Origin of the sequence: Leptolyngbya sp. NK1-12, assembly GCF_032598965.1 — a bacterium.
In the GTDB taxonomy this organism is placed as follows: Bacteria; Cyanobacteriota; Cyanobacteriia; order Elainellales; family Elainellaceae; genus Elainella.
Genome location: NZ_CP053587.1, coordinates 1,455,906 through 1,477,493 on the forward strand (window position 1 = coordinate 1,455,906; position 21,588 = coordinate 1,477,493).

At 50.8% G+C, this 21,588-nt stretch carries 22 protein-coding genes; 2 read left to right on the top strand and 20 right to left on the bottom strand.

The genetic code is table 11. The features are described 5' to 3' along the window. Positions 1-22: 22 nt before the first annotated feature. The 6 genes from HJG54_RS34090 to HJG54_RS34115 form a co-directional block, all read right to left on the bottom strand. Entirely contained in the window at positions 23-712 is a 690-nt protein-coding gene (locus HJG54_RS34090; RefSeq protein WP_316436384.1) for an OmpA family protein, read from the bottom strand. Between the two features lie 161 nt (positions 713-873). Continuing rightward, positions 874-1,659, bottom strand: coding sequence for a hypothetical protein (locus HJG54_RS34095; protein WP_316436386.1), 786 nt, complete (start codon positions 1,657-1,659; stop codon positions 874-876). Further along, positions 1,656-2,141 (bottom strand): hypothetical protein, encoded by a 486-nt coding sequence (locus HJG54_RS34100; RefSeq protein ID WP_316436387.1) that lies wholly within the window; start codon positions 2,139-2,141, stop codon positions 1,656-1,658. The genes HJG54_RS34095 and HJG54_RS34100 overlap by 4 nt, the downstream gene beginning before the upstream one ends. 143 nt (positions 2,142-2,284) lie before the next feature. Next, complete coding sequence (locus tag HJG54_RS34105; RefSeq protein ID WP_316436389.1) at positions 2,285-4,591, bottom strand: EAL domain-containing protein; 2,307 nt, start codon at positions 4,589-4,591, stop codon at positions 2,285-2,287. Between the two features lie 617 nt (positions 4,592-5,208). After that, positions 5,209-6,999 carry an AAA family ATPase gene (locus HJG54_RS34110; protein WP_316436391.1) on the bottom strand — a complete coding sequence of 597 codons (1,791 nt, stop codon included), beginning with the start codon at positions 6,997-6,999 and terminating at the stop codon, positions 5,209-5,211. A gap of 110 nt (positions 7,000-7,109) precedes the next feature. After that, positions 7,110-8,585 (bottom strand): helix-turn-helix domain-containing protein, encoded by a 1,476-nt coding sequence (locus HJG54_RS34115; protein ID WP_051926146.1) that lies wholly within the window; start codon positions 8,583-8,585, stop codon positions 7,110-7,112. Positions 8,586-9,147: 562 nt separating this feature from the next. On the opposite strand from HJG54_RS34115, the gene HJG54_RS34120 reads away from it, so the two are divergent. Continuing rightward, positions 9,148-9,591: a helix-turn-helix domain-containing protein gene (locus HJG54_RS34120; RefSeq protein WP_051926169.1), complete on the top strand. Its 444-nt coding sequence runs from the start codon at positions 9,148-9,150 to the stop codon at positions 9,589-9,591. A gap of 77 nt (positions 9,592-9,668) precedes the next feature. Here the strand turns inward: HJG54_RS34120 and HJG54_RS34125 are convergent, their stop codons facing one another. The 4 genes from HJG54_RS34125 to HJG54_RS34140 all read right to left on the bottom strand — a co-directional run bounded on the left by HJG54_RS34125 (position 9,669) and on the right by HJG54_RS34140 (position 12,689). Continuing rightward, positions 9,669-10,421: a phycobilisome rod-core linker polypeptide gene (locus HJG54_RS34125; RefSeq protein WP_316436393.1), complete on the bottom strand. Its 753-nt coding sequence runs from the start codon at positions 10,419-10,421 to the stop codon at positions 9,669-9,671. Positions 10,422-10,569: 148 nt separating this feature from the next. After that, the gene (locus HJG54_RS34130) at positions 10,570-11,286 is read right to left on the bottom strand and encodes a phycobilisome rod-core linker polypeptide (protein ID WP_316436395.1); all 717 of its coding nucleotides are present in this window, start codon (positions 11,284-11,286) and stop codon (positions 10,570-10,572) included. Positions 11,287-11,546: 260 nt separating this feature from the next. Further along, a complete protein-coding gene (locus HJG54_RS34135) occupies positions 11,547-11,978 on the bottom strand; it encodes a hypothetical protein (RefSeq protein WP_316436396.1) in 432 nt (143 codons plus the stop codon). Positions 11,979-12,107: 129 nt separating this feature from the next. Then, entirely contained in the window at positions 12,108-12,689 is a 582-nt protein-coding gene (locus HJG54_RS34140; protein WP_316436397.1) for a phycobiliprotein lyase, read from the bottom strand. 218 nt (positions 12,690-12,907) lie between these two features. Between HJG54_RS34140 and HJG54_RS34145 the strand changes: the two genes are divergently transcribed. Beyond that, the gene (locus tag HJG54_RS34145; RefSeq protein WP_316436398.1) at positions 12,908-13,090 is read left to right on the top strand and encodes an NblA/ycf18 family protein; all 183 of its coding nucleotides are present in this window, start codon (positions 12,908-12,910) and stop codon (positions 13,088-13,090) included. A gap of 6 nt (positions 13,091-13,096) precedes the next feature. On the opposite strand, the gene HJG54_RS34150 is transcribed toward HJG54_RS34145, so the two are convergent. The 10 genes from HJG54_RS34150 to HJG54_RS34195 all read right to left on the bottom strand — a co-directional run bounded on the left by HJG54_RS34150 (position 13,097) and on the right by HJG54_RS34195 (position 21,578). Continuing rightward, the gene (locus tag HJG54_RS34150) at positions 13,097-14,200 is read right to left on the bottom strand and encodes a class I fructose-bisphosphate aldolase (protein WP_316436400.1); all 1,104 of its coding nucleotides are present in this window, start codon (positions 14,198-14,200) and stop codon (positions 13,097-13,099) included. Positions 14,201-14,472: 272 nt separating this feature from the next. After that, a complete protein-coding gene (locus HJG54_RS34155) occupies positions 14,473-14,769 on the bottom strand; it encodes a hypothetical protein (RefSeq protein ID WP_316436401.1) in 297 nt (98 codons plus the stop codon). A 28-nt stretch (positions 14,770-14,797) separates the two neighbouring features. Further along, positions 14,798-15,109, bottom strand: coding sequence for a hypothetical protein (locus HJG54_RS34160; RefSeq protein ID WP_316436402.1), 312 nt, complete (start codon positions 15,107-15,109; stop codon positions 14,798-14,800). 61 nt (positions 15,110-15,170) lie between these two features. Next, positions 15,171-15,599, bottom strand: coding sequence for a hypothetical protein (locus HJG54_RS34165; RefSeq protein ID WP_316436403.1), 429 nt, complete (start codon positions 15,597-15,599; stop codon positions 15,171-15,173). Between the two features lie 382 nt (positions 15,600-15,981). Continuing rightward, a complete protein-coding gene (locus HJG54_RS34170) occupies positions 15,982-16,470 on the bottom strand; it encodes a polymorphic toxin-type HINT domain-containing protein (RefSeq protein ID WP_316436404.1) in 489 nt (162 codons plus the stop codon). 194 nt (positions 16,471-16,664) lie between these two features. Continuing rightward, on the bottom strand, positions 16,665-16,964 hold the full coding sequence (locus HJG54_RS34175) for a hypothetical protein (RefSeq protein ID WP_316436406.1): 300 nt from the start codon (positions 16,962-16,964) through the stop codon (positions 16,665-16,667). A 214-nt stretch (positions 16,965-17,178) separates the two neighbouring features. Next, positions 17,179-17,616, bottom strand: a complete 438-nt coding sequence (locus HJG54_RS34180; RefSeq protein ID WP_316436407.1) for a hypothetical protein — start codon at positions 17,614-17,616, stop codon at positions 17,179-17,181. Positions 17,617-17,626: 10 nt separating this feature from the next. Next, entirely contained in the window at positions 17,627-17,923 is a 297-nt protein-coding gene (locus tag HJG54_RS34185; protein WP_316436408.1) for a hypothetical protein, read from the bottom strand. Between the two features lie 216 nt (positions 17,924-18,139). Then, a complete protein-coding gene (locus tag HJG54_RS34190; RefSeq protein ID WP_316436409.1) occupies positions 18,140-18,646 on the bottom strand; it encodes a hypothetical protein in 507 nt (168 codons plus the stop codon). Between the two features lie 4 nt (positions 18,647-18,650). Then, positions 18,651-21,578 (bottom strand): polymorphic toxin-type HINT domain-containing protein, encoded by a 2,928-nt coding sequence (locus tag HJG54_RS34195; RefSeq protein ID WP_316436411.1) that lies wholly within the window; start codon positions 21,576-21,578, stop codon positions 18,651-18,653. Positions 21,579-21,588: the final 10 nt, after the last annotated feature.

The following is a 21,588-nucleotide window of genomic DNA, read 5'->3' on the forward strand; positions in this document are numbered from 1 at the left end:
CCCTGAAAATAGAGGTAAGGAATTAAGAACTGCTAGTACGAACAATAATCTCAACCCGGCGGTTCTTCTGTCGTCCTTGAGGGTTATCAGATCCGTCTGAATTGGTGTTGGGGCTCACAGGTTGACTTTCTCCTAACCCTTTCACCATCAATTGCTCAGGATTCATATTTTTGTTTGTAATCAGCCATTGCCGTACTGATTCTGCTCTGCGTTTAGAAAGATCTAAGTTATACGTGTCGCTACCAATAGAATCAGTATGTCCGTGAATTTTAATGGGATCATTAGCAAATCGTTGGTCAATCGAGTCCGATATTTGTTGCAGGGCTGCTTCAGCATCAGGTCGTAGGTCGGCTTTGTCAAAGTCAAATAAGATGTCTGCTGGAAGTGTATAGATCGTGGTGTCTTGAGCTTGCTGGATTTTTATATTGGGGAACGTTATCTCTGGGAAGTCAACCTGTGGAAAATCAGCCTCTGGAAAGTTGACGTTTGGGAACTCGGCTTGCGGGAAATTAGCCCGTGGAATCTTAGCCTGCGGAAACTTGGCCTCTGGAAATTTGGCCTGTGGAATCTTAGGTTTAGAAACATTGACATGGTTTTTTGAATCTGTCGCTGAATTATCCTCAGTGGGGGAAACTGCATCTTGTTGACCGCCGCATGCGGCCAGATTGAATACAACCAGAAAAATGGTGATGAAGGAGTAACTCTTGTTCATTGATTAAGCTAAGGAAGGGATTGCTAATTCTTCAATGAAGTTTTCTCTCTACTCTACTTTACTCTACGTTAATTCAACTACAGTAGGCTTTGCAAAAGCTTAGCATAATCGAATTAATGCACAAGCGATTCTTAAGGAGAACAATTCCAGGACTCCTGACTTCAGCCCTTTTCGGCAAGCATCACTCGAATTTCCATTTGGTAAAATGCTTGGGCTGAATCAAGCAAATGAGACGAAGGTCGGACAGCTTCTAGCGGGTAGCCACTTAATAGCAGTCCTAACCACAGCTCAACTGGAGCTAGATTGGTCTGTTGTTGAAGCTGCTTGAAGGTAACATGTAAACGGCCTGCTTGCCGATATTGGGCTAGGATTTGGGCAATCTGAGTTTGCCACTGCTGCGGTCGTTCTTCCCCAGCGAGGTCGGCGAGTTGGGCTTGGGTTAATTGGGTTTGCTCGAACTGGTCTACCATTGCCAGCATAGTTTCTAGCGGCACCGGTGCGGCCAGAGATGAATCCTTGGTTGGGCGTGGGCGTCGCTGCAATTTAGGTGCAGAGTCGGGGGGTGCTAGGAGCGAGGAAAGGTCAAACGTCACCGATTGGCGCACGAGTCCAGTCCAGTCGCTTGCTTCGATGCCTTCAGCCGTTTGGCGGTTCCATTCGGCTAGCCATTCGGCGGATTTGCGGTCGAGCAGATGGGCGAGGCGCTCCAGCACTTCTGATGCTACGGTGAGCTGTTCGCGTAAGCGGGATGTAGTCCTTACCGGATTCGGCTCGGTCAACAAATCCTGCATCACGGATTCAAAGGCGTCAATACCATCGATGACTTGGACCAGTTCCGGCATCTGATCCACCACTTGCGTGGCTTCGTCCAACCAATCCCATAAATTCAAGTAACTGTTACTGTGTCTCATGTCTTGATTCGTACCTTGTCTCATGTCATGGCTCATAACAGTTCCTCCAGTCGCTGCGTCGGATTCAGGTGACAATCTGCCACAGGACAGGGATGGCGAGATAGGGGCAGATCTACCATTTCCCGAAACAAAGCAACCGAGGTGCCGCTGTGGTGCGTAAAGGTTTCTAGCACCGACTGCAAGTACATCCGCAACACTCGGTCCGTTAGCGCCCCGCAGTGAATTGGACGAGTTTTAGCAATTAGCTGATCTCCCCGGTACAGCTCGGCGGCAATCGCATGCAGAATATTGCCCTCGATCAGATAGCGATAGAGAATAGCATAGACTGTGTCTGGCAAGGGTACATCTAGCACTGGCACTGGTTCATTCACTTGATGAGTTTGGGCTAAGGCCAGCTTGTGGCGATAGAACGAGCGACGCTTATGGCACAACTGACTATCCCAGCAGGCTTTTTGCCGAGCTTCTGAGGCAGAGAGTAGCGCACATTGCTGGCACCGTTGATTAACAGGCTTTGGCATTGAAACACCCCTAGCTGGGTCTCAAGCAGTTACCACAGCATAGCAAGTTTGTGGTAGAGAAATAGGGGGGTGGCTAGCTTCTGCGCAACGGTTGGACGAATGGAGGTGAATGAATTGAGCTGGTGCTTTGTTGGGTGACAGAATTAGCTTAGGGAAAGTAGGGTACGAATTTCCGCATCGCTGATTTGCACTAAACGATTCCGCCCCTGGACCTTGGCTCGATAAAGTCCTTGATCGGCTGCCATCACCAATGCGACAGGCGAAGAGCTGTAGTTGGGAATCATGGTTGCAACTCCAAGGCTGAGCGTAACATATTTACAAACTTGGGAACGGGCATGGGGGAGTTGTAATTCACTGATATTGGCCTGAATTTTTTCTGCTACCGTAATGGCTGCTTTGGCATCTGTGCTCGACAGAATCACCGCAAATTCTTCACCGCCATAGCGGGCCACTAAATCTGCTGGATGTTTAACGGTACGGGCAATAGCCTTGGCAACTTGCCTTAAGGCATCATCTCCGGCTAAATGTCCGTAGGTATCGTTGTAGAGTTTGAAGTAATCTACGTCACAGAGAATCAAGGAGAGGGGCGATTGTTTGCGGGCCAGTCGCTGCCACTCAGCCTCGAAATATTCGTCAAAGCAGCGGCGGTTAGCAACTTGGGTCAAACCATCAGAACAAGCTAAACGCTGCAATTCTTGGTTGGCCTGCTGGAGCTGTTGATATAGTTCAGATTGCTGAATAGCAATTCCGGCCTGAATTGCTAGTTGCTTGAATAAGTCGATTTCCGGCTGCTGCCAACGTCTGGGGCCGCGACACTGGTGCGCAATTAGTAAGCCCCACAAGCGCTCTTGCTGCAAAATTGGCACTACGAGATTGGCTCGGATCTGAAATTGTTGCAGTAGTTCCACATGGCATTGGGTTAGGTCAGCGCTGTAGATGTCCTCAATCGCTTTGATTTGCCCTTGTTGATACTCATAAGCGTAGGTTGTTTGAAAGCAGCTATCCATTACATGTAAGCCAATAATAGGCATCCAGCCCTCAGCGACTGATTCCACGGCTACTTTGCCGCTCCAATCGGGTTCAAAGCGGTACAGAACTACTCGATCCACATCAAAAAGCTGACGAAGTTCGGTTGCTGTGGTTTGCAGAATTTCCGTCAGGTTGAGCGATTGGTGAATTCGTTGCGTTACAGCAGCCACAATTCGATCCGAGTCGCTGGGTTGCCATCTGACCTGTGGCTCAGTCTGATTGGGTTGCGGGATACCAATTGTAAAACGAGGGGTTGCCGTCACAGGAACAGCAGCGGGTTTGGCGATCAAATAGCCTTGGACAAAGTTGGCTCCGTGCGCTTGCAGCCAGTGCAGTTCTTCAATGGATTCCACGCCTTCTGCAACGGTTTTGATATCTAGTTTCTGAGTAATTTCTAGAATTTTCTGCGTGATGTGAGCTTTGTAACTGTCTTGATGGACATTGCGAATCAGCTCCATGTCGAGTTTGAGAAAATCTGGCCGCAGTTGATGCAGCAGATTGAGGCTAGAGTAGCCAGAGCCAAGATCGTCGAGGGCAATTAAAAACCCTGCTTGTCGGTAGTAGTTTAGGATGGATTGCAGATGCTCCAGCGTTTGTGGTTTATCTGACTCGATCACCTCAAACACAATATGATCATGGGGAATGCCCGCCTGATCAATCGCTTCAACGGTGCTGCGTAAACATGAAACTGGATCATAGAGGGCTGTGGGCGAAAAATTGATGAATAGGTGATTGCTGATCTGATAGTGACTGGCTTGAGCAATGGCGCTGAGACGAGCGCTTCGATCCAGTTGGGGCAACAGTCCGGCCTCAATTGCCAACTCCAAGATGGCTCCGGGCATGACCAGATTGCCTTGTTCGTCCAGCCCCCGCAGCAGAGCCTCGTAGCCAAAAATATGGGATGTGTTGTCAACCTGCACAATCGGTTGAAAATGACTGGTGAAACGCTGGTTGGTCAACATGCTGAGCAACCAGTCGGACTGGCTGAACTTGATGAAGCGTTGCAGGGAAGTTATATCGCTAAAATCGTGGAGCTGGGGCTGTACGGCCCCTCGAATAAACAAAGCCTGCGTGTCTTGAAGTTCCTTTGGCGAAAGCAACACAGCCAAATTTCGAGCGACCTCTTTTGTTTGTCCTGCACTGCATTTGATGCTGAGACCATGCCGCTCCTGCATTGATTCAAATTCCAGGTTGGCTTTGCCCAAATAGCGTTTGATTTTTTGAATCGTGTGATAGGTCGGGAACCAAAGATAGAGTTTTCCTGCTTCTGCAAACGGACAGATGATTGCTTGATCGCAGACGCAAGATGATGAGTTAGAAGATAGGTCAGAAGACAGTCGATTAGAAGACAGGCGGTCAGAAGACAGTGGATTAGAAGAAGTCTGGTGGGCACAAGATGATGCAGGCAACGATGAATCCATAGGTCGGCTACAATGCTCAGGCACAGTTTATTTAAATAGTGCCCTCAATGGGGTGTCAGGATACATAAGCGCATGAGCTGAGTACGGAAAATTGGTCCGAGGTCTAGTTCAGTATAAGATGTGAGGCTCACGAAACATAGCGCTTGTCTAGAATTTAAACTTGGTGCAGCAGGTGAAAGCATGGACCATACCTGCCTCGCCAAGTATTTTTAAACGAATCTAGTGCTTTTAACTTGCTCAAATTGGTCTTAAAAATCCTCCTTAAGATAGAGGACACTTGCCATGCTCGCAACAAGTTTTAGTATCATTGAGCACTTGGGTAGCGTGATTTTATCCTGTACTTATGTTCGCTGCATTGTTTAGCGTATTGTTCATTAGGCAGGGCCTAACAGTTTAAATTTGATAAATGCTGCTACAGAGTGTGAATTTGCAGAGTATTTCATCTCAAATTCCAGATGCTGATTCGTTTGAAGTGTGAGCAGAACGATTATTTCAGTACACTGTTTGAATCATTGCATAATGCAGCAACGCCAATCTCAAGAACGCACGTTAGCAGTGCTCGTGGCATCCCATGTTGCTTAACTGGGTTGTTTAATTGGGTTGTTTAACTGGGTTGTTTAACTGGCCATCGCCCGTTGATTCTCCAAGCGCTGAAAGGCAATCAGGAAATCTTCTGTTGTAATCCGGATAGCGCTTGGATCGTTTAAGCCTTCTACTCGGTAACGCCGAATAGCCTCTAGGGCAGCCTGATTACTCAACAGCGCTAAGTCGGCTCCATTCCATCCAGCCGTGCGTTCAGCCCAAGCGGCCAGATTGACATCCTGTAGGGGGCGTTCGCTGTTGTGGACTTGCAGAATTGCATAGCGGCTGTCCTGATTGGGCAAGTCGATTTTGAGCTGCAAATCTAACCGTCCAGCTCGCAGCAGAGCTGGATCCAACGCTTCAGGGCGGTTAGTTGCGCCAATTAACATGACGTTGAGGCATTCCTGTAATCCGTCTAGCTCGGTTAAAAGCTGACCCACCACCCGGTCGCTGACGCCGGAATCGCTCTGGTAACTGCCTCGGGCCGGAGCTAAGGTATCAATTTCATCAATGAATACAATGCAGGGGGCGGCTTGTCTGGCTTTGGTGAACAGTTCCCGCACTGCTTCTTCCGATGCGCCTACCCATTTGCTCAACAGTTCTGGGCCATTCACGGCAATGAAATTAGCTCGCGCTTGGGCAGCGACCGCTTTCGCCAACAGGGTTTTACCCGTGCCGGGTGGCCCCCAGAGCAGGATGCCGCGAGGTGCTTTGGCTTTGGTGCGGTGATAGAGGTCTGGATAGAGTAAGGCTCCTTCAACGGATTCTTGCAGGGTTTGCTTCACGGCTTCTAAGCCGCCAATGTCGTCCCAAGATAGTTTGGGCACCTCGACTTCAATGGCTCGCAGAACGGCGGGCTTGATTTGCTTGAGAGCCTGGAGAAAATCGGTTTGAGTGACGCTCAACCGGGTTGGCATGGGACTATCCAGCGATGGCAGCAGGCGACGCAGCGAGGTGTAGGCAGCTTTTTGGCAGAGCGCTTTCAGATCAGCTCCAACCATTCCCACTGACAGATCGGCAATTACGTCCAGGTCTACCGAGGCATCGAGCGGCATCGGAGCGGTCATCAGCCGCAGAATTTCTAGGCGTCCAGCCCGGTCAGGTACGCGAAACTGCACCTCGCGGTCAAATCGTCCGGGGCGGCGTAGGGCCGGATCGAGATGCTCGGACCGATTGGTGGCGGCTAGGACAATGACCCCTTTGGTCTTGGCAAATCCATCCATCAGGCTCAGAAGTTGAGCCACGACGCGCTTTTCTACCTCGCCCTCTACTTTGCTGCGATCTGGAGCTAAGCTGTCAATTTCGTCGATGAAGACAATGCAAGGGGCCGAACGAGCCGCTTTCTGAAACAGACTGCGCAAGCGGCCTTCCGCTTCTCCGTAGTAGCGCCCCATCACCTCTGGTCCGACAATCGCAATATAATTTACGCCCAAATCGGCGGCTAAGGCACGAGCGGTGAGGGTTTTACCTGTACCGGGAGGACCCACTAGCAGCACGCCCGTTGTTGGTTCTAACCCCAACAGACTAAGCAGATCGGGTCGTTTCAACGGCAGCTCCACCAGTTCCCGCAGCTCACGCACGACCTCAGATAGGCCACCAATGCCGCTCAAGGGGACAGTTTCAGGTGGATTGTCGCTGTCTAGATCGGTTTCTAGAGTTTGCTCTTGATGTGCTGGGGCCGCTCGGTTGGGTGAGCTATAGCGGATGTCAGTGCGCTCGGTTCTAAATTCAGACTCGGCTCGGCCTTCGATCACCCGTACCACATCCAAAAGGCTTTCTAAGCCTTGGTCCATCAGTTCTTCAAATTCGCGAAATAAGTTATCCATGCCTTTTCTCTACAACACACCTGCAACCGCTCGGTGCCTTCAGTATAGACACCAGAGTTTGTAGACGGTTGGTGACTGTTTCAGTCTCGTTACAAAGGCTTGATCAGGCTCTAAGCATGGGCCTGAAACGTCTGCCGCAAAACGGCTTCATTTTCGGCGCTAATGTTGCGCTCGTTGTTTTCAATGAGTGAAATTAAGCCCTGACTGAGGCCGGAAAGGGAGGCTAATTTACGCTGGCTCCAGCCCCTGGCGGTGCGCAATGCTCGTACTTGGGCACCCGTTAGCATCAGTTCGGGCTGATAGGCGGCGAGCTGCTGTGCTTGTTGAGCGTCGGGTTCCTTGATGGCCGCCACTTCGTTGACTAGAGTATCTTCGGGCGTGATCCAGAGGCGGGCTGCCAGTAGCCGGTCGAAAAAACCGCGCGGACGCTGGAAATTTTCCCGTCCAAACCCGGCTGGGCGGATTTCTAGCGGATAGGTTTCATCATCAAATCGTAATTGCCAGCCCCGTTCATGCAGTGTTAACAGGTCATCATCCCAGGTGTTGGCCAACTTTTTGCGCAACTCACTATTTTTTTTGGCCTGTTCAATCTTTTGCTCACCGTAAGCAATTTCCATTAATGCCTGCACATTGAGCGGCTGGCTGCGGCTGAATTGGGTCTTAAACAGTAACCAGACCATTAATCGTGCGGCTCCTGGATGATGTTGCCAGATGCTCATCACGCTTTCCAGCAATGTTCTGGGTAACATCCCGTACTGATAATAGGCAGTTTTACTGCGACGGCCTTCTTCGTTAAGAAAATATTTGGCCCAGAGGCCAGCTCGGACAATAAAGGTCATGCCGATCAGCTCTTTGTTGCCATTGATATCCTGCTGGTAGTGGTAGCGAGTTCCTAGTAGATGCCAGAGGCGTCCTTCTTCAATCGTAATTTCTTTTTTGCCCGGAGCCGACCAGGAAATGAAGGTGGTAATTTTGCAAGGCTGTTTCACCAATTCTTCAATTAAGGCTAATTTGGCTTGTCGGTTTTTGTCGGTGCGTTTTTTTAAACCCAGGTAGGCTTCGAGCTGGCGATCATCGATGACTAACTCTTGCTCCCAGGGCTTTTCCAACTGGGTAGCGTGCGCCGCGTAGATTAAATGCATGCAGGCTGCGCGGATATCAAACGATTCCACCACTGCTAAGGCGGCAGCTCCTGCAAGGGCGGCAGGGTATTCATCTTCAATGTTCTCAGTGACCCAAAAGTGAACGGCTCCTTTGCCGTCACCGATATCTTTGGCGTAGCAGAGTCGCCCCTGTGGATCGACAATCCACGGTAGATTGACATTTTGGGCCAGAACATTGCTCGCTTCCCAGATTGGTAGCGCTGATGCCACACGGGTCGTTTCGCTATCGGTAAACAGGTCAGGATTGGTTTTGGGACGGTCACTGCTGGGGGTAGATTGCCAAGACTCGGTGAGGTCGAGTTCCAGGCTAGTAGGAGCCACGTCTGCAGGCAGCCCTTTTGCTTTGCTCCGAGATGATGGATTGGGGTGGCCATCCTGGCTGGGAGCGGGATGATTCTGGGTCAAGCGTTTCTTACGTGGCATCCTAATCTTCTTCCTAACACAGAGCCTAATAGGGGAAACTTCCAATCCAATTCCCCTTGTTTAGGGGGAAGGGCAGAGCATCTAGCCATTAAGACTACAATCAACCCCTGTCCAAACATTTTGATCAGCAAGCAAAGCTACTGAAATGTTAATCATAAGGATGATTCTGTCAAGTGTAAGTAATAAATGCCTGTGTCGATCTATCCAGTAAGATTTTGTGTGGCAAACTGCCCGAAACTAGTAGCTTTTTTTTCAGGGAGTTGCTCGCTAACTGTTGCGGATTGCCTCTGTAATGAAAGTATCAGAAACAGCGTTTGATACAGTTAATCTGCATGCTTTCATCATCCTCAGTTTGGCGCTTCATGGGGATAGGAGCGGTTTGTCGATCGGATTTCTGCATCTCTGGCTACTGTCAACAGCAAGTATCGTTTACTGAGTGTTAAATTTAACTCGCTATTGAGCTAAGAATTCTAAACTGATCCAGGCATAAAGTAATAATTTAGGCTAAGCCATGCCCTATCGTTTATGATTGTGAAGCATATAGTTGATGTGGACTAGAGAAATGCCAGCGAGGTTACAAATACAAGCGAAGGATTGCTCTCCCTTAGGGTTGCTGATTTTGCAATATTTGGAAGAGCACCATATCAGCATGAATCGCTTGGCAGAAATGGCAGATATTCCCCAACCGCGCTTACGAGGAGCTTGTTTTAAGGGCACTTGCCCCACGCCAGAAACGCTGAGAAAACTCTCTAAGGTTATGGGAATGCATCATCTAGAGCTTTACACGCTTGCCTATGAAGGCAGAATAGTTAAGCGCCCAGAAGACGCAGACGATTACTTGGATAGCTTAATTCGAGAACTGTTTGAGACCGCTCGTGAAATGGATCTAGTTCCACCGAAGCAGCGCCCCTCGAAAGCAAGGATCGAGCGAGCATTGAGAGAGTTGGGGTTTGCCCACCAAGATGAACGGCAGGTTGAAAAAATAAGAACCCTCCGCAGTTTGTAGGAGGGTTTTGGGAAGATCAATTAATTTGTTGGCCCGTTTATTAGGCCCATCGTAGCGCCCATAGGCGCTACCTCGGTTTATTTTCTATAGGGGACCTGGTTAAGGAAGTCCACATTTTGAGCGGAGAGGCGCTGAGGGGGATTGGCTTTAGGGTCAATCGAGCGGGCCATGGCGAGGAAGTTCGCGGGGTCACCGGCTTTGGCTTGTTGGTCTTGAGGTTTATAAGAGCGAGTGGCATTTTGCCAGATCATTTGGGGGAAGCCAAGCTTGCGGCGGTAGTATTCATCATATCTGGGGGACTTGATATTAAAGGGGAGATTGCCTTGGGCGCGACCGGGGAGAGAGCGGCGGCGCTGATAGGGGACAATCGAGTCACCAAAGGCATCGAGGTATTCTGGGGAATTGAGGAGTTGGTCGACAAAGCCCTTGAGGCCTTGAGTGGCGACGACAATCGACCAGGCAATTTTTTCGCGTTCATTAAAGACATCACGACCGAGGACGCGCTGGACGGTTTGTTCGACAAAGCGATAGTTACTATTGAGGTCATAGAAACTGCGCTTATAGGTATTAGAGAGGAGTAAGCCGCGGACGAAATCGCGGACAGTAATTTGGCCCGCGCGGAGTTGGGATTCGAGGAAGGGTTCGCGGTCGGCTGCAAAGGCATGGAAAAAGAGTTGGCGATAGGCGGCCTCGATGAGGGTATCCATATCGGAGGGCGAGAGGAGATTATCGCTGGAGAAGATGCGAGGTTGGTCATCACCGGGGACATCAAAGCCCGTGACGCGGACATTTTGGGACGAGGGGGAATAGGACAAAAGAGGAATAGCCACGCTAAAACAAGCTCCCTACGCAAACGAACGGTACGAAAATCAACCCTGATCATACGGCGGGTGGGGTGCTTTATTCGCTTTAGTCTGATAAAGTGTTACGGAACTTCATGAAGCGAGGGGTTAGGGGAGCGGGGTTAGGAGAGTGGGGTTAGGAGAGCGGGAGGAGGAGGAGGGATTGGAGGGTGAGTAAGGCGAGGGACAGCAGGAGGGCGGAGAGCAGCAGCAGGGCGATGCGGGGCCAGGGCCAGGTCTGCCAGGCGGGCGGGGTTCTGTGCTGGGGGCTAGGTGCGAGAGCCGGCTGGGATAGGCGATAGGCGGGGCCATAGCGAGGGGTGCGCTGAAACGGGAGGTGGCCGAGGCGTTGGTGGGGGAGAATGCGGCGGCGTTGAAAGGGGACGGTATGGTCACCAAAGGTTTGGGTATACTCCGGGGACTCCAGCAGGGCGTCGATGAACGCCGTCCAGCCCTGGGCCGCCACGATCATCGCCCAAGCCAGTGACTCCCGGTGATGAAAGACCGAGCGGCCCAGGACCCGCTGAAACACCAAATCGACAAAGCGATAATTATTATTGACCTCATAATTGAGCCGCCGAAAGGCATCCGAGGTGAGTAAGCCGCGAATAAACTGCTTCACCGTGATCTGCCCCGCGCGCAGTTGGGATTCCAACCGGAGCTGACGGGTGCAAGCGAGCATTTGTTGCTCATGAAAGATCTGGCGATAGGCCGCGTGAATCAGTTGCTCCAGCTCATCAGCGGTGCGGTAGTCGGTTGTAAAGCGTCTAGGGTGCTCATCGCCAGGCACTTCATAGCCCGCGACGCGGGTATAGTCCGAGGCCGGAGCAAACGCTAAGGGCGAAATAGCCATGTCAGATATCCTCACAGACGTAACGACAGCGGATCAGGAAGCCGCCAAGCCACAAGGACCCTGCCGGCCCGCTTCCTGTCCTCACCATACGACGCCATGAGTATTTAGACTTAAGCGGTTCATCAAAAGTAATCCATCAACTCCAACGACCAACTTGATAGAGGTTTATCTATTCCTTGTGTCCGTCGGTTGAGCGGCAGCCGCGGCACCGGTCCGCCCCAGGGAGATGGCATCGGTCAGCGCGAGCGGATGTAGCAGCCTCAGTGGGAGCGGGGCGGCGAATGAGCGCGTCCCTGCCAGAAGGCGTGAGGGTCCGGGGTGCGAGCATAGGCCGGAGCTGCTGGCCAGCAGGCCGGCGGAGCCGATAGGGGCGGCAGCCTCAAATTCAGCCCGCGCGCGAGATGCGCCAGCACCTCGACAAACTCGCGCGGATGGCCCGGCACGCCGAGATGGGCATGGGCATACTCATGAGCCACCAAGGCCAACCAATCCGCCGGCATGACCCGACCGACATCGACCAGGATAGTGACCGGATGCGTCTGAAGATTACAAACGCCATCGAGGCCCAAGCGGTGGGAGAGCGGCACCGCAAAGAGGGCGATTGAGCGCTGCTGCCAGGGATGAAAACAGGCCTGACAGGCCCGCCCCAAGTCAGCGACCTGAGCATTGACCGTCTCGATGTGCTGGCCCATCCAGACACAGATCGAGCGGCGAAGCTCGAGCTGATAAACCAGATCAATCAACTCCGGTTCCGGGGCCAAGGCCCGCATCTGATAGAGATAGGCCAACCCCCGCTGCTCCGACTCGATGGACGGCATAGGCTACCAGCCCAACAGCGAGAAATACTCCGCCGGCGCATTCTCGTCGGGCGAGAGCGCCGCCTCAGTGCGCACCTCGGTACAGAAGGTGGCCGTACTAAAGCCACCAAAGCGTTTGACCGTACTGGTGCGCAAGCGCAGATTGGGGCTGGCAAACCAAAAGCGCTCAATCGAACTCATCGTGTCATAGTCGGTGATCAAAATCAGCCCATCCGCCTCGTCCATCTGGAACTGACCCACCACCGGCACAATTTCGGCATAGCCGCGTTCGCGCAGCAACTGCCCCGAGCGCTGGCTCGCATCCTCGGGCACCAGGGCAAACACGGTCGAGCCGGTATGAGTGTCATCCTCCGAGCGGTCCCAGGCCATCGACCCGTCCCAGCGCACATAAGCGCCGCCAATCGCCGTGGCCGGGTCCACCTGATGCAGCTGACAAATCGCCACGACCTGCGGATCATCGGCGGCCAGCGGTTCGACGACAATCTCAGACTCGCCCGCTTCGGTGCGGCGAAAGGCCAAATGGTGAGTGGTGCGCAACGAGCGCCAGTGGCCGGCACTGTGGTGAAAAAACTCAATCGCATTCATGCGCCGCGTATTGTCTCCTTCAAACTACATAGACCGCAATCGGTAGGCCCGCCCCACAGCGGTCCATCCCCAGATCGATGATAGACCTTGACCCCCCATGCTTCACTAAAGATACCTAAAGAGTAGAACACCCAGAAAATCGACACTTTGTCAAGGTATGTGTTACGTTATTTAACAACTAATAGAGTTAGCCCCCGAGTAGAGCAAGGAGCACGAGCATGGAGCTACCGATTGGACTGAGTTTAGAGCAGCAATTCAACCTACGCGCCTATGCCGACCAAATCAAGCAGCTCAATCAAGAGCAGGCGCAGGAAATGTTGCTCGAAGTGTTACGGCAGTTGATGATCAAAGAAAACGTGATCAAGTCCCTGCTCAAAGACGATTTGCTCAAGCCGGTGTAGGGGCCGTTAGGCAATTGTCACCTCCGGCGAGAGATAAACGTCTTGAATCACGTGAAACAATTGCACTCCTTCGGCAAAGGGGCGTTGAAAGGTTTTGCGCCCCGAGATTAGGCCACAGCCGCCGGCGCGTTTATTGATCACGGCGGTGCGCACGGCGTCGGCGAAGTCCGTTTTGCCTGAGGCGCCGCCCGAATTAATTAAGCCGGCCCGGCCGGCATAGCAATTGAGCACCTGATAGCGGGTCAAATCAATCGGATGGGGCGTGGTCAGTTCCGAATACAGGCGCGGGTCAGTTTTACCATAGCCCTGACCGATGGCCTGAGCCACGGCCTGATAACCCCCATTCACCTCCGGCAGCTTCTGTTTAATTAAATCAGCTTCAATCGTGACGCCTAAGTGATTGGCTTGTCCGGTCAAGTCGGCGGCTAGATGATAATCCTGGTCTTGCTTGAAGGCCGGATGGCGCAGATAGCACCACAGAATCGTGGCCATACCCAACTCATGGGCGCGGGCAAAGGCGCGGCTGACGTCCTGGATCTGACGGCCCGATTCGGGTGAGCCAAAGTAAATCGTGGCTCCAACCGCGACTGCGCCTAGATTCCAAGCTTGTTCGACCGAGGCAAATAGAAGCTGGTCAAACTGATTGGGCACGCTCAGCAGTTCGTTGTGATTCAGTTTGAGAATAAACGGAATCTTGTGGGCATAGCGGCGCGAGACACTGCCGAGCACCCCCAGGGTTGTGGCCACGGCATTACAGCCGCCTTCGATGGCGAGTTTGATAATATTCTCGCTGTCAAAATAGATCGGGTTGGGAGCAAACGAGGCGCCGGCCGAATGTTCGATGCCTTGGTCGACCGGCAAAATCGAGAGATAGCCGGTATTGGCCAGCCGGCCGTGCGAGTAGAGGTGCTGCAGACTGCGCAGCACCTGAGGGGAACGGTCGGTGGGGGCAAAGATCCGGTCGACCCAATCGGGACCGGGCAAATGCAGTAAGTCTTTGGGCACTTTGGCTTGATAGGACAGCAGATCGTCGGCTTCATCGCCGAGCAGGGATGCAATAGACGCGGGCGCGGATAGCGAGGCAACCACAAGAACCTCCACCAATAACACGAGGATGGCATGAGTCGGGCTTGCAGCAAGCCACGGCTGCTCTCTTCACGATAGCGAATCGCTGCGATAGCCGGGGCTGAGCGCGGGTGATAATTCGGTCTGAGGGCAGAGTGTGAATCGGGAAGACGCGAGAGGATCAAGGGGGGGTGGGGCGGCCATGCGGTCTTTGCTGTGATTTGAGTTCACCCATTCCTGGAGTCAAACAGGGGCGATAGTGATCTCTTCATCGAGCAGGATCAACGCAAAACTATCCTGCTAACACTACAGTTACTTTATTCTTCGAACGAGTTTGCCTGTTTCAAAAGCCGTTTCATATTGTGGATAGCCTCATGAACTAAAGTTCTACTTTCCCAACTCAAGCTCGTTTCTCCGCGATCCCGTGCAACTGCATAAACTTGTTCGAGCGTCCACCATTCACTGCGAAAAGCATCGACCCATACTTTCTGATTGTCTATGTTGTCGAGTATGCGCTGAAGGCGATTAATTAGAGCGTGAATAGATAGTTTTTCTGCTTCAAATTCTTCGATGCACTTTTCTAGAAGCCTGCATCTTGTTTCTAGATTACTCATGGTCAAGCTAAACGGCTTAGAAAGTAAGCTAGTATTCCTCAATTTTACCATCTGTCCTTTCCACGTTATAAACCATCTTGTCTAACCAAACATACGCTTCTTCGTCTGAGTTCTCATCAATTACCTGGTTTGCATCATTGTTCACTAGGTTTAATGGTTGTCCTGGCTCGAGTTGTCGATTCTGAATAATAGAGGAAATCTTCAACCAATCAGCTTGACTTTTAGCATGATTAGCTATGCTATTCCTGGCGTTTTTAATTGCATCCACATAAAATTCATTGTTGAAGAATATGCTGACAAATTTTTGAATCAACTTGTAATTACTTTCACTATGATTCATTGCCTGTAATTGATCATTTTCGTCCTCAGTGATTGTTCTACCAGATCACAACCAAGATGACTCACTTGCCTACTGAAAGATTCAGTATTTTGTAAGCAATATTTCTCCACCACCATATGTATTGATCAGCAGCAATGCTTGCATTATAAGTGACCAAATTTGCTATGTTTAAGCCTGGGCAATATCTAAATTCAACATCTGCCTTTATCGTTAGTGCTCCATCATTCAGAAAAGCGGCATGTTGATAGGGTTCTTTTGCTAAGAGGAGTTCCTCTAGGTGTAAGTATGCCTCTAGCCAATGTACTACATCATCATCTACGAATAAGTAAATTCCCTCGCTAAATTGCTCAATAAGCGCCCCACTGAGTAGTATTTTTTCGTATCCCATATCTAACAATCTATTCTTCACCATGCGGAGATCTAAACTCCGAAGAATTTGAGTTGATCGAGGTGTATAATTAACGTTTAAGTGAGCTGTTTTGAAATTCATCTATCAATCCTCTACAGTGTTGGAGCAAGGTTATGATAGTCAGGGTGTTCAGGTCAATTGGAAATGTATGAAGCCCGTCTGATTTCCGAATGACTATGGCTCTATCAGCAGGATCTATAATGTATCGCTGACTGGGTGGCGTACCCGTAGGTGGATACTCATCATATACCCTTACAATTCCACCTGCTCCTTCCTCGATAGGAATAGAATAACCTACATTCATTTCCATTTTATCAATGTCTAGGGTTGCAACTGCTCTCTCTGCGGCTTTTCGTGAAAACCATCTACCTTGAGGTTGTCTGGTTACTCTTGCTCTTGAGACTACATTCGCTATTGGACGATCTGGTCCATGTGGACCATCAGTTACATCTTCAAGACGTATTTAACTTCTTGGATCGCAGTTAGCATTATGAACTAAAATTCCAAGAGTTGTAACGAAATAGGTATGAAGCTCCTCAACCTTGATGGTATAAACTCTGGTTCTCTCTTGGTTCGCTTGCGTATTCTTGACCTCACAAAGGACTCCAGTGCTTGAGATCAATGCATCGCCTAGTTGCAACTCTCCAGCCTGGACCCCTCCTTGTCCTGGCACCCAAAACGGATGCTCTGGGGTACAGGTAATGGTCTCTTCCCCGACTTGAATATCCAAGACAACCGCAACCTCCCGCACAAAGGTCTGGAGGATTTGACCTGCCTTGACGACTCCCGTTTCTGGATCACAAGCGAGCACCCACTCTGCGACTGGCAGGGTTTCAATCGCTCGGTATCCGGTTGGCGTTAATACTAAGGTTCCGGCTACAAAACAAGTTGCTGCTAAGGCTTCATCAGCGCTCTGACGAGCCAAGAGTGCTTCCGGAGAATCGGGTGCCATCTGTTCCAAGAAGTCTGCCGCCTGATCGGCTTGCTGTGCCGCCTTTTAGGCGTTGGCTCAATCACCGGCCTCGGCAGCGGTTTTGGCAAGATCACTACCTGCTTCAGCTTGAAATCAGAGTGAAGCAATAGTGGTATCTTTGTCTGAAGACTATTTACTGTTCAAGCCGAATCGACTTGGAAGACAATTCACAGTTAATATTCCTCAATTTTGCCATCTGTCCTTTCGACGTTATAAACCATCTTGTCTAGCCAAACATATGCTTCATCGTCTGTATTGTCGTCCAAAATCTTGTTCGCTGCTTCGTGAACCAGCTTAAGTGGCTGATCAGGTAGAAGAGATCGACTTTGAATGGTTGTCATAACTTTAAACCAATTTTGCTGATACATAGTCTCAGTAGAAATCGCTTTTCTAGCCCTTTCAACAGCTATGACATAATGTTCATGATCAAAGAATTCTCGAAGGAAATTCCAAATCAGTTCATAATGGTTCATATTATTATTACCTCCTCAAGGATATGTAGGAAAGGCACTTTCAAGACGAAAACCATCGGGTGCTGCTGAGTCAGCACGAAAGCTAATTGTAATTTTAGTGGTCTCTCCTAGATTGACTGGTTGAATTACGGGATTCCTCCGACTACCAACGTTCGTAAATCCTACACCTGTTGGTGCACCGTAATCATTAGGAACTTGTCGCTCGTCCGTATGCCTACACAAATACGATTGGATTCCCTTCCCTTCTAGCCGCTTGAATAAGTTCTGTCATACTTTGAATGAATTGCTCTAGAAGTACTGTTCGATTTTCGTCTAATTGTCGTTTGAGTAGGTTGATCTCAGCTTCTAGCTGATCTAATTCTCCTAGATCTAGTGTGTCTCCACAGTGAGATCCACTGTACAGTACCTTCTCCAGAAGTAAAGAAGTTCCATCCGGAAATAGGTTTGAGATTGCTTTACTGAAATAGCCGATGTCGCTGGAATTGCCCAGTCTACACTGAGCTGCTATAAAATTAGCACTTGGATAATTAGACGCAAGATTGTAATCCGCAATAAAAGCTTCACCTGTTTCTTCATCGACTTGAAGACTATCTGAATCAATATCAATCTTCAAGTGATTCCTATGAGTGTAAACGACAGCATCTAAACCCATACTCATCTCCTTAAAAAGTGACAGTTTCTTCTGTCGTTAAAACTGTAACACGTCCTTCTAAACCTCCAATATTGCCTTGAGCACGTAGGATTTGGAGGCGTGCATTCTCTGCTGATATCGGAACGTTTCTAGCATCCACGAGGATTTGCTCACCCTGCTGGGCAGCCTTTTGTATAGCATTTTTGAGAGTGTTTGGACCAGCACTGGTTAAAGTTTTAAGTTCTGTAGGAACGCCATTAATTCGGAAGTCAGGAGTTTTACTAGAACCTCTTGGGACGATTTCAACGGCTTTACCTTTCCCAGTCATTCTTCTACCATGCTTCTCTCGACTGGATTGATATCGTTTAGATTACCCATCAGTGTTCCAGGTGATACTTTCTCTTGGACTGCTTCGATTCAGATTTCCAAGCAGATGACGAAAAAGCAGATTGAATTACGTTGGTTACATCAGTTTTCATTTTTGCTCTCGCCTAAAAGAATTCATTGAGCTTCACTGGCGACAGCTTTGGATACAATACATTCTTTATGTGTAGATTAGTTTTTGTCGTAGGTCGCTGATAAAATCATCCATGTCGAACAAGTAGGACCAATCATCTTCTCTATTGCTTAATGATATCTCACCTGCTCCCCGGTGGTAACCAATGATGATTTCTGGAATATTGGCTCCACGTAGAGCAAATCTTAAAGAGTGGCGTTGACGAAACTCAAATAAGGCATCAAACCAGTGATCCTCGGCATCTTGCTCGTTCTCCGAAAATTCCTTCTCTTGTAATCGGTTTAGAGCCTGAGCCAAACTTTCTGATGGTAACGGTGAACTACCGTCAATCGATAAAACTTCACTGCGAATGAAGTCTTGATTTTCTTCAAACCATGCTTTTAGCCCGCTCAGGTCCCACTGGGTTTGAAGCAAGGACACTAGCTGATGGTCTGTCAGTAGCGAAATCGAAATGCACCCCCAAATTTCGGAGTTTGTCTCGTTCTGCTGAATGTTGTGGCTCAATTCAAATTGAAAACGAAGTTTATTATCCATCGATTTACGCTTTTCCGCGAAGAAATCTACCGTATTCTGACCTTGTTATAATTCCTGTATCCCGCAACGTTCTTAAAACTGCTGTAGGAACTTCATTTCCAGGTACAGGATATCCATGGTACCCCCCAATATTGTCTGGTTGAAATTCATACATTTTCCCGTTGTGATAGCCATAGACTTGTCTTCCATTAGGACCCAGGATACCTTCATCTAATACCTGTTGAGCAGTTGTTGGATCAAGATCCATCTCTGTTCCCCAACCACCAGGTTCATGTTTAGGACTAGGGGAATAACGTCTCTCACAGGTATTGTGAACCAAGCAACCCAAATGAGAAACGAAGTAGGTATGCAACTCCTCAACTTCAACGTTGTAGACTTCAAAGTGCCCTTCCTGTTGTTCAATAGCTGTGATTGAAACAATCTGAGCGTCGCTGGTCAACAGTGGCATCCCTACGCTTAACTGTCCTGCGGCTGTCCATCCCTGTCCTGGCACCCAGAAAGGATGCTCTGGGGTACAGGTAATGGTCTCCTCCCCGACTTGAATATCCAAGACAACCGGAACCTCGCGCACAAAGGTTTGCAGAACCCGACATGCTTTCACGACTCCCGTTTCTGGATCACAAGCGAGCACCCACGCTCCGACTGGCAGGGTTTCAATCGCTCGGTATCCGGTTGGCGTCAATACCAAAGTTCCCGCTACAAAACAAGCCGCTTCGAGGGCTTCATCAGCGCTCTGGCGGGCCAAGGTTGCCTCCGGAGAGCCAGGTGCCATCTGTTCTAAGAAGTCCGTCGCCTGGTCGGCTTGCTGTGCCGCCTTTTGGGCGTTGGCTAGATCACCGGCCGCACCCGCCGCTTTTGCTGCATCACTCGCGCCTTGAACCGCTCTGGCAATATCCCCGGCCTTCTGGATTAGCTTCCCCACATCGCTAACGTAGGGCAGAATGCCAATCATGCGCTCCCACGCAGCCAGGTCTTCGCCCGTGATCAAATCCTTGCCAGTCACGGCCTCGACCAGCCCTTTGAGTTCCCCCACCCCCGGCGTCAGATCCAACGCCAAACTCACACCCGGACCCAGCAGATGTGACAGATCTAGGGTGGGAGGAGCTGGCAGCGTCAGATCGACTGCTCCGTCCTCCTGGGTGCTCACTCGGCCACGGGTGGAGCCAGCGTGTTCCTCAACCAGCTCGCCATTGTGCCAGACGCGACGCGACCACGACTCGCTCCAGTCAGCAACGCCAGCCTCAATCAAGCGCGAATGGGTGCTTGACCACTCCTCGGTGCGCGACCAACGGCGACCCTCAGCGTCTACTCCCGATTCGGTGGTGGACGTGCTTAGGGTGGTGCGAATCGTCTGCTTGCCATTGCCGTCGTCATAGTTCTGGTGGGTATAGTCGTAGATCTGTTCTCGGGCAACCGATTGAGAGCGTCCTTGCGCGTCATACTCAGTGCGGCTTTGCCAATCGGTCGAGCGAGAGTGGGACTGGGTGTAGACCAACCCGGTCTCGTATTGCTCGCGCGTATAGTGATGCCAATAGCGGTCCTCCTCGATCTGGTCAATCACCCGCCAGGTCTGGCCGTCATAAATCGTTTTGATCTGCCGTTTGGTTTGCTGGGATTGGCCGCCCGCATGAACTGTTTCGGGTGCGCTGGTGGCATCCTGATTGAAAAAGTGATCACGAAAGCGGGAGGTGATAAGAGTCTCTTCGGTGCCAAATCTCAGCGTATTGATCCAGTCATCCGTGAGGTTGGTATCCTTCTGTTCCTCCCAATCGGTTTCTTTTTCATAGAAATTCGAGATTCCCCACTGTTTGTACTGGCTAGTTTCCTTTGCGGTTTTCTTAGAGTATTCATCGAAATCATACTGCGTGTGATCAAACCCAGGTCGATACTCTCGTTGCGTATGGCGGTAATTCTGACTGGAATCGGTGCTGTGACTGTTAATCGTCAGGTGGCCAATCTGAACCGATCTGGTTTCGTCGGTACTGGTGGAGTAGGAAAACTGCTCACTGGTTCCGGTATCCCCAGTCGGGCTATCATCATGCTGCTCGGTGCCGCGTTCGTCATACGTACTGGTGCCGTGGCTGGTTCGCGTGAGGAGGCCATCGTCATAGCGGTTTTGAGAGTGGGATTGCGATTGGTGATGCCATTGCTGGGTATAGTCAAATTCCCCATGCGCTTGGATTTGCCATTGCCGCTTCACGATTCCAGAGCCAAAATAGTGGCTGGAGGAACTGGATCGGTCATCCTGGTTGGACTCGGATTCGGTGCGGGTATAGTCCAACGTGGATCGGCCTGTGCCATAGTAATCCCCGGTGACGATGTAGGTTTCCTGATAGGCGGCTGGACGTTCCCGCGCGATGGCCTCAACGTGACTGGAGGCCGGAAACAAAGGGCGTGCCACCTGGTTCGAGAGCACTCGCTCGGTGGGAATGGGCCGTACTGATTGCGCCCTCTCGACGGCTGCCGTGCCATTCAAGATCCCGGCTCCGGTTTGGCTATCCCATCCGGGTGTGTGGATATCGATGGCCGTGGCCTTGAGAAGGTCAATGACCTGCGGATAGCTCAAGGCGGGATTGGCAGCCCAGACCTGCGAGACTACTCCCGTGACTTGTGCCGTGGCCACCGAGGTTCCAGCCATAGATGGCATGGCTATTCCAGGCATGAAGGCCGAAGCGTCTGCCAACCGTCCCGGCGCGACCAAATCCACGTTCCAACCCGCTAGCGAGTCGGGTGCATGATTATCTGGCTGACTGGCTCCGACAATCAGGAGATGGTCAAATTCGGTGGCAGCCTGGGCTAAGGCCGACGAGCGGCCTGGAGCATTGCCGGCAGCAGCCACCACAATCACGCCATGCTGTTGGGCAACCTGTCCGAGCGCCAGCAGATTTGGGATTTGGGCCTGAAGCTGGGTGGCTAGTTCGGAATCGAGCAAGCTGCTAGTC

Bases quoted from the DNA above. Each gene is read 5' to 3' on its own strand.
- HJG54_RS34090 (WP_316436384.1), bottom strand. From the start codon at position 712: ATGAACAAGAGTTACTCCTTCATCACCATTTTTCTGGTTGTATTCAAT.
- HJG54_RS34095 (WP_316436386.1), bottom strand. From the start codon at position 1,659: ATGAGCCATGACATGAGACAAGGTACGAATCAAGACATGAGACACAGT.
- HJG54_RS34100 (WP_316436387.1), bottom strand. From the start codon at position 2,141: ATGCCAAAGCCTGTTAATCAACGGTGCCAGCAATGTGCGCTACTCTCT.
- HJG54_RS34105 (WP_316436389.1), bottom strand. From the start codon at position 4,591: ATGGATTCATCGTTGCCTGCATCATCTTGTGCCCACCAGACTTCTTCT.
- HJG54_RS34110 (WP_316436391.1), bottom strand. From the start codon at position 6,999: ATGGATAACTTATTTCGCGAATTTGAAGAACTGATGGACCAAGGCTTA.
- HJG54_RS34115 (WP_051926146.1), bottom strand. From the start codon at position 8,585: ATGCCACGTAAGAAACGCTTGACCCAGAATCATCCCGCTCCCAGCCAG.
- HJG54_RS34120 (WP_051926169.1), top strand. From the start codon at position 9,148: ATGCCAGCGAGGTTACAAATACAAGCGAAGGATTGCTCTCCCTTAGGG.
- HJG54_RS34130 (WP_316436395.1), bottom strand. From the start codon at position 11,286: ATGGCTATTTCGCCCTTAGCGTTTGCTCCGGCCTCGGACTATACCCGC.
- HJG54_RS34135 (WP_316436396.1), bottom strand. From the start codon at position 11,978: ATGGGCCAGCACATCGAGACGGTCAATGCTCAGGTCGCTGACTTGGGG.
- HJG54_RS34140 (WP_316436397.1), bottom strand. From the start codon at position 12,689: ATGAATGCGATTGAGTTTTTTCACCACAGTGCCGGCCACTGGCGCTCG.
- HJG54_RS34145 (WP_316436398.1), top strand. From the start codon at position 12,908: ATGGAGCTACCGATTGGACTGAGTTTAGAGCAGCAATTCAACCTACGC.
- HJG54_RS34155 (WP_316436401.1), bottom strand. From the start codon at position 14,769: ATGAGTAATCTAGAAACAAGATGCAGGCTTCTAGAAAAGTGCATCGAA.
- HJG54_RS34160 (WP_316436402.1), bottom strand. From the start codon at position 15,109: ATGAATCATAGTGAAAGTAATTACAAGTTGATTCAAAAATTTGTCAGC.
- HJG54_RS34165 (WP_316436403.1), bottom strand. From the start codon at position 15,599: ATGAATTTCAAAACAGCTCACTTAAACGTTAATTATACACCTCGATCA.
- HJG54_RS34170 (WP_316436404.1), bottom strand. From the start codon at position 16,470: ATGGCACCCGATTCTCCGGAAGCACTCTTGGCTCGTCAGAGCGCTGAT.
- HJG54_RS34175 (WP_316436406.1), bottom strand. From the start codon at position 16,964: ATGAACCATTATGAACTGATTTGGAATTTCCTTCGAGAATTCTTTGAT.
- HJG54_RS34180 (WP_316436407.1), bottom strand. From the start codon at position 17,616: ATGGGTTTAGATGCTGTCGTTTACACTCATAGGAATCACTTGAAGATT.
- HJG54_RS34185 (WP_316436408.1), bottom strand. From the start codon at position 17,923: ATGACTGGGAAAGGTAAAGCCGTTGAAATCGTCCCAAGAGGTTCTAGT.
- HJG54_RS34190 (WP_316436409.1), bottom strand. From the start codon at position 18,646: ATGGATAATAAACTTCGTTTTCAATTTGAATTGAGCCACAACATTCAG.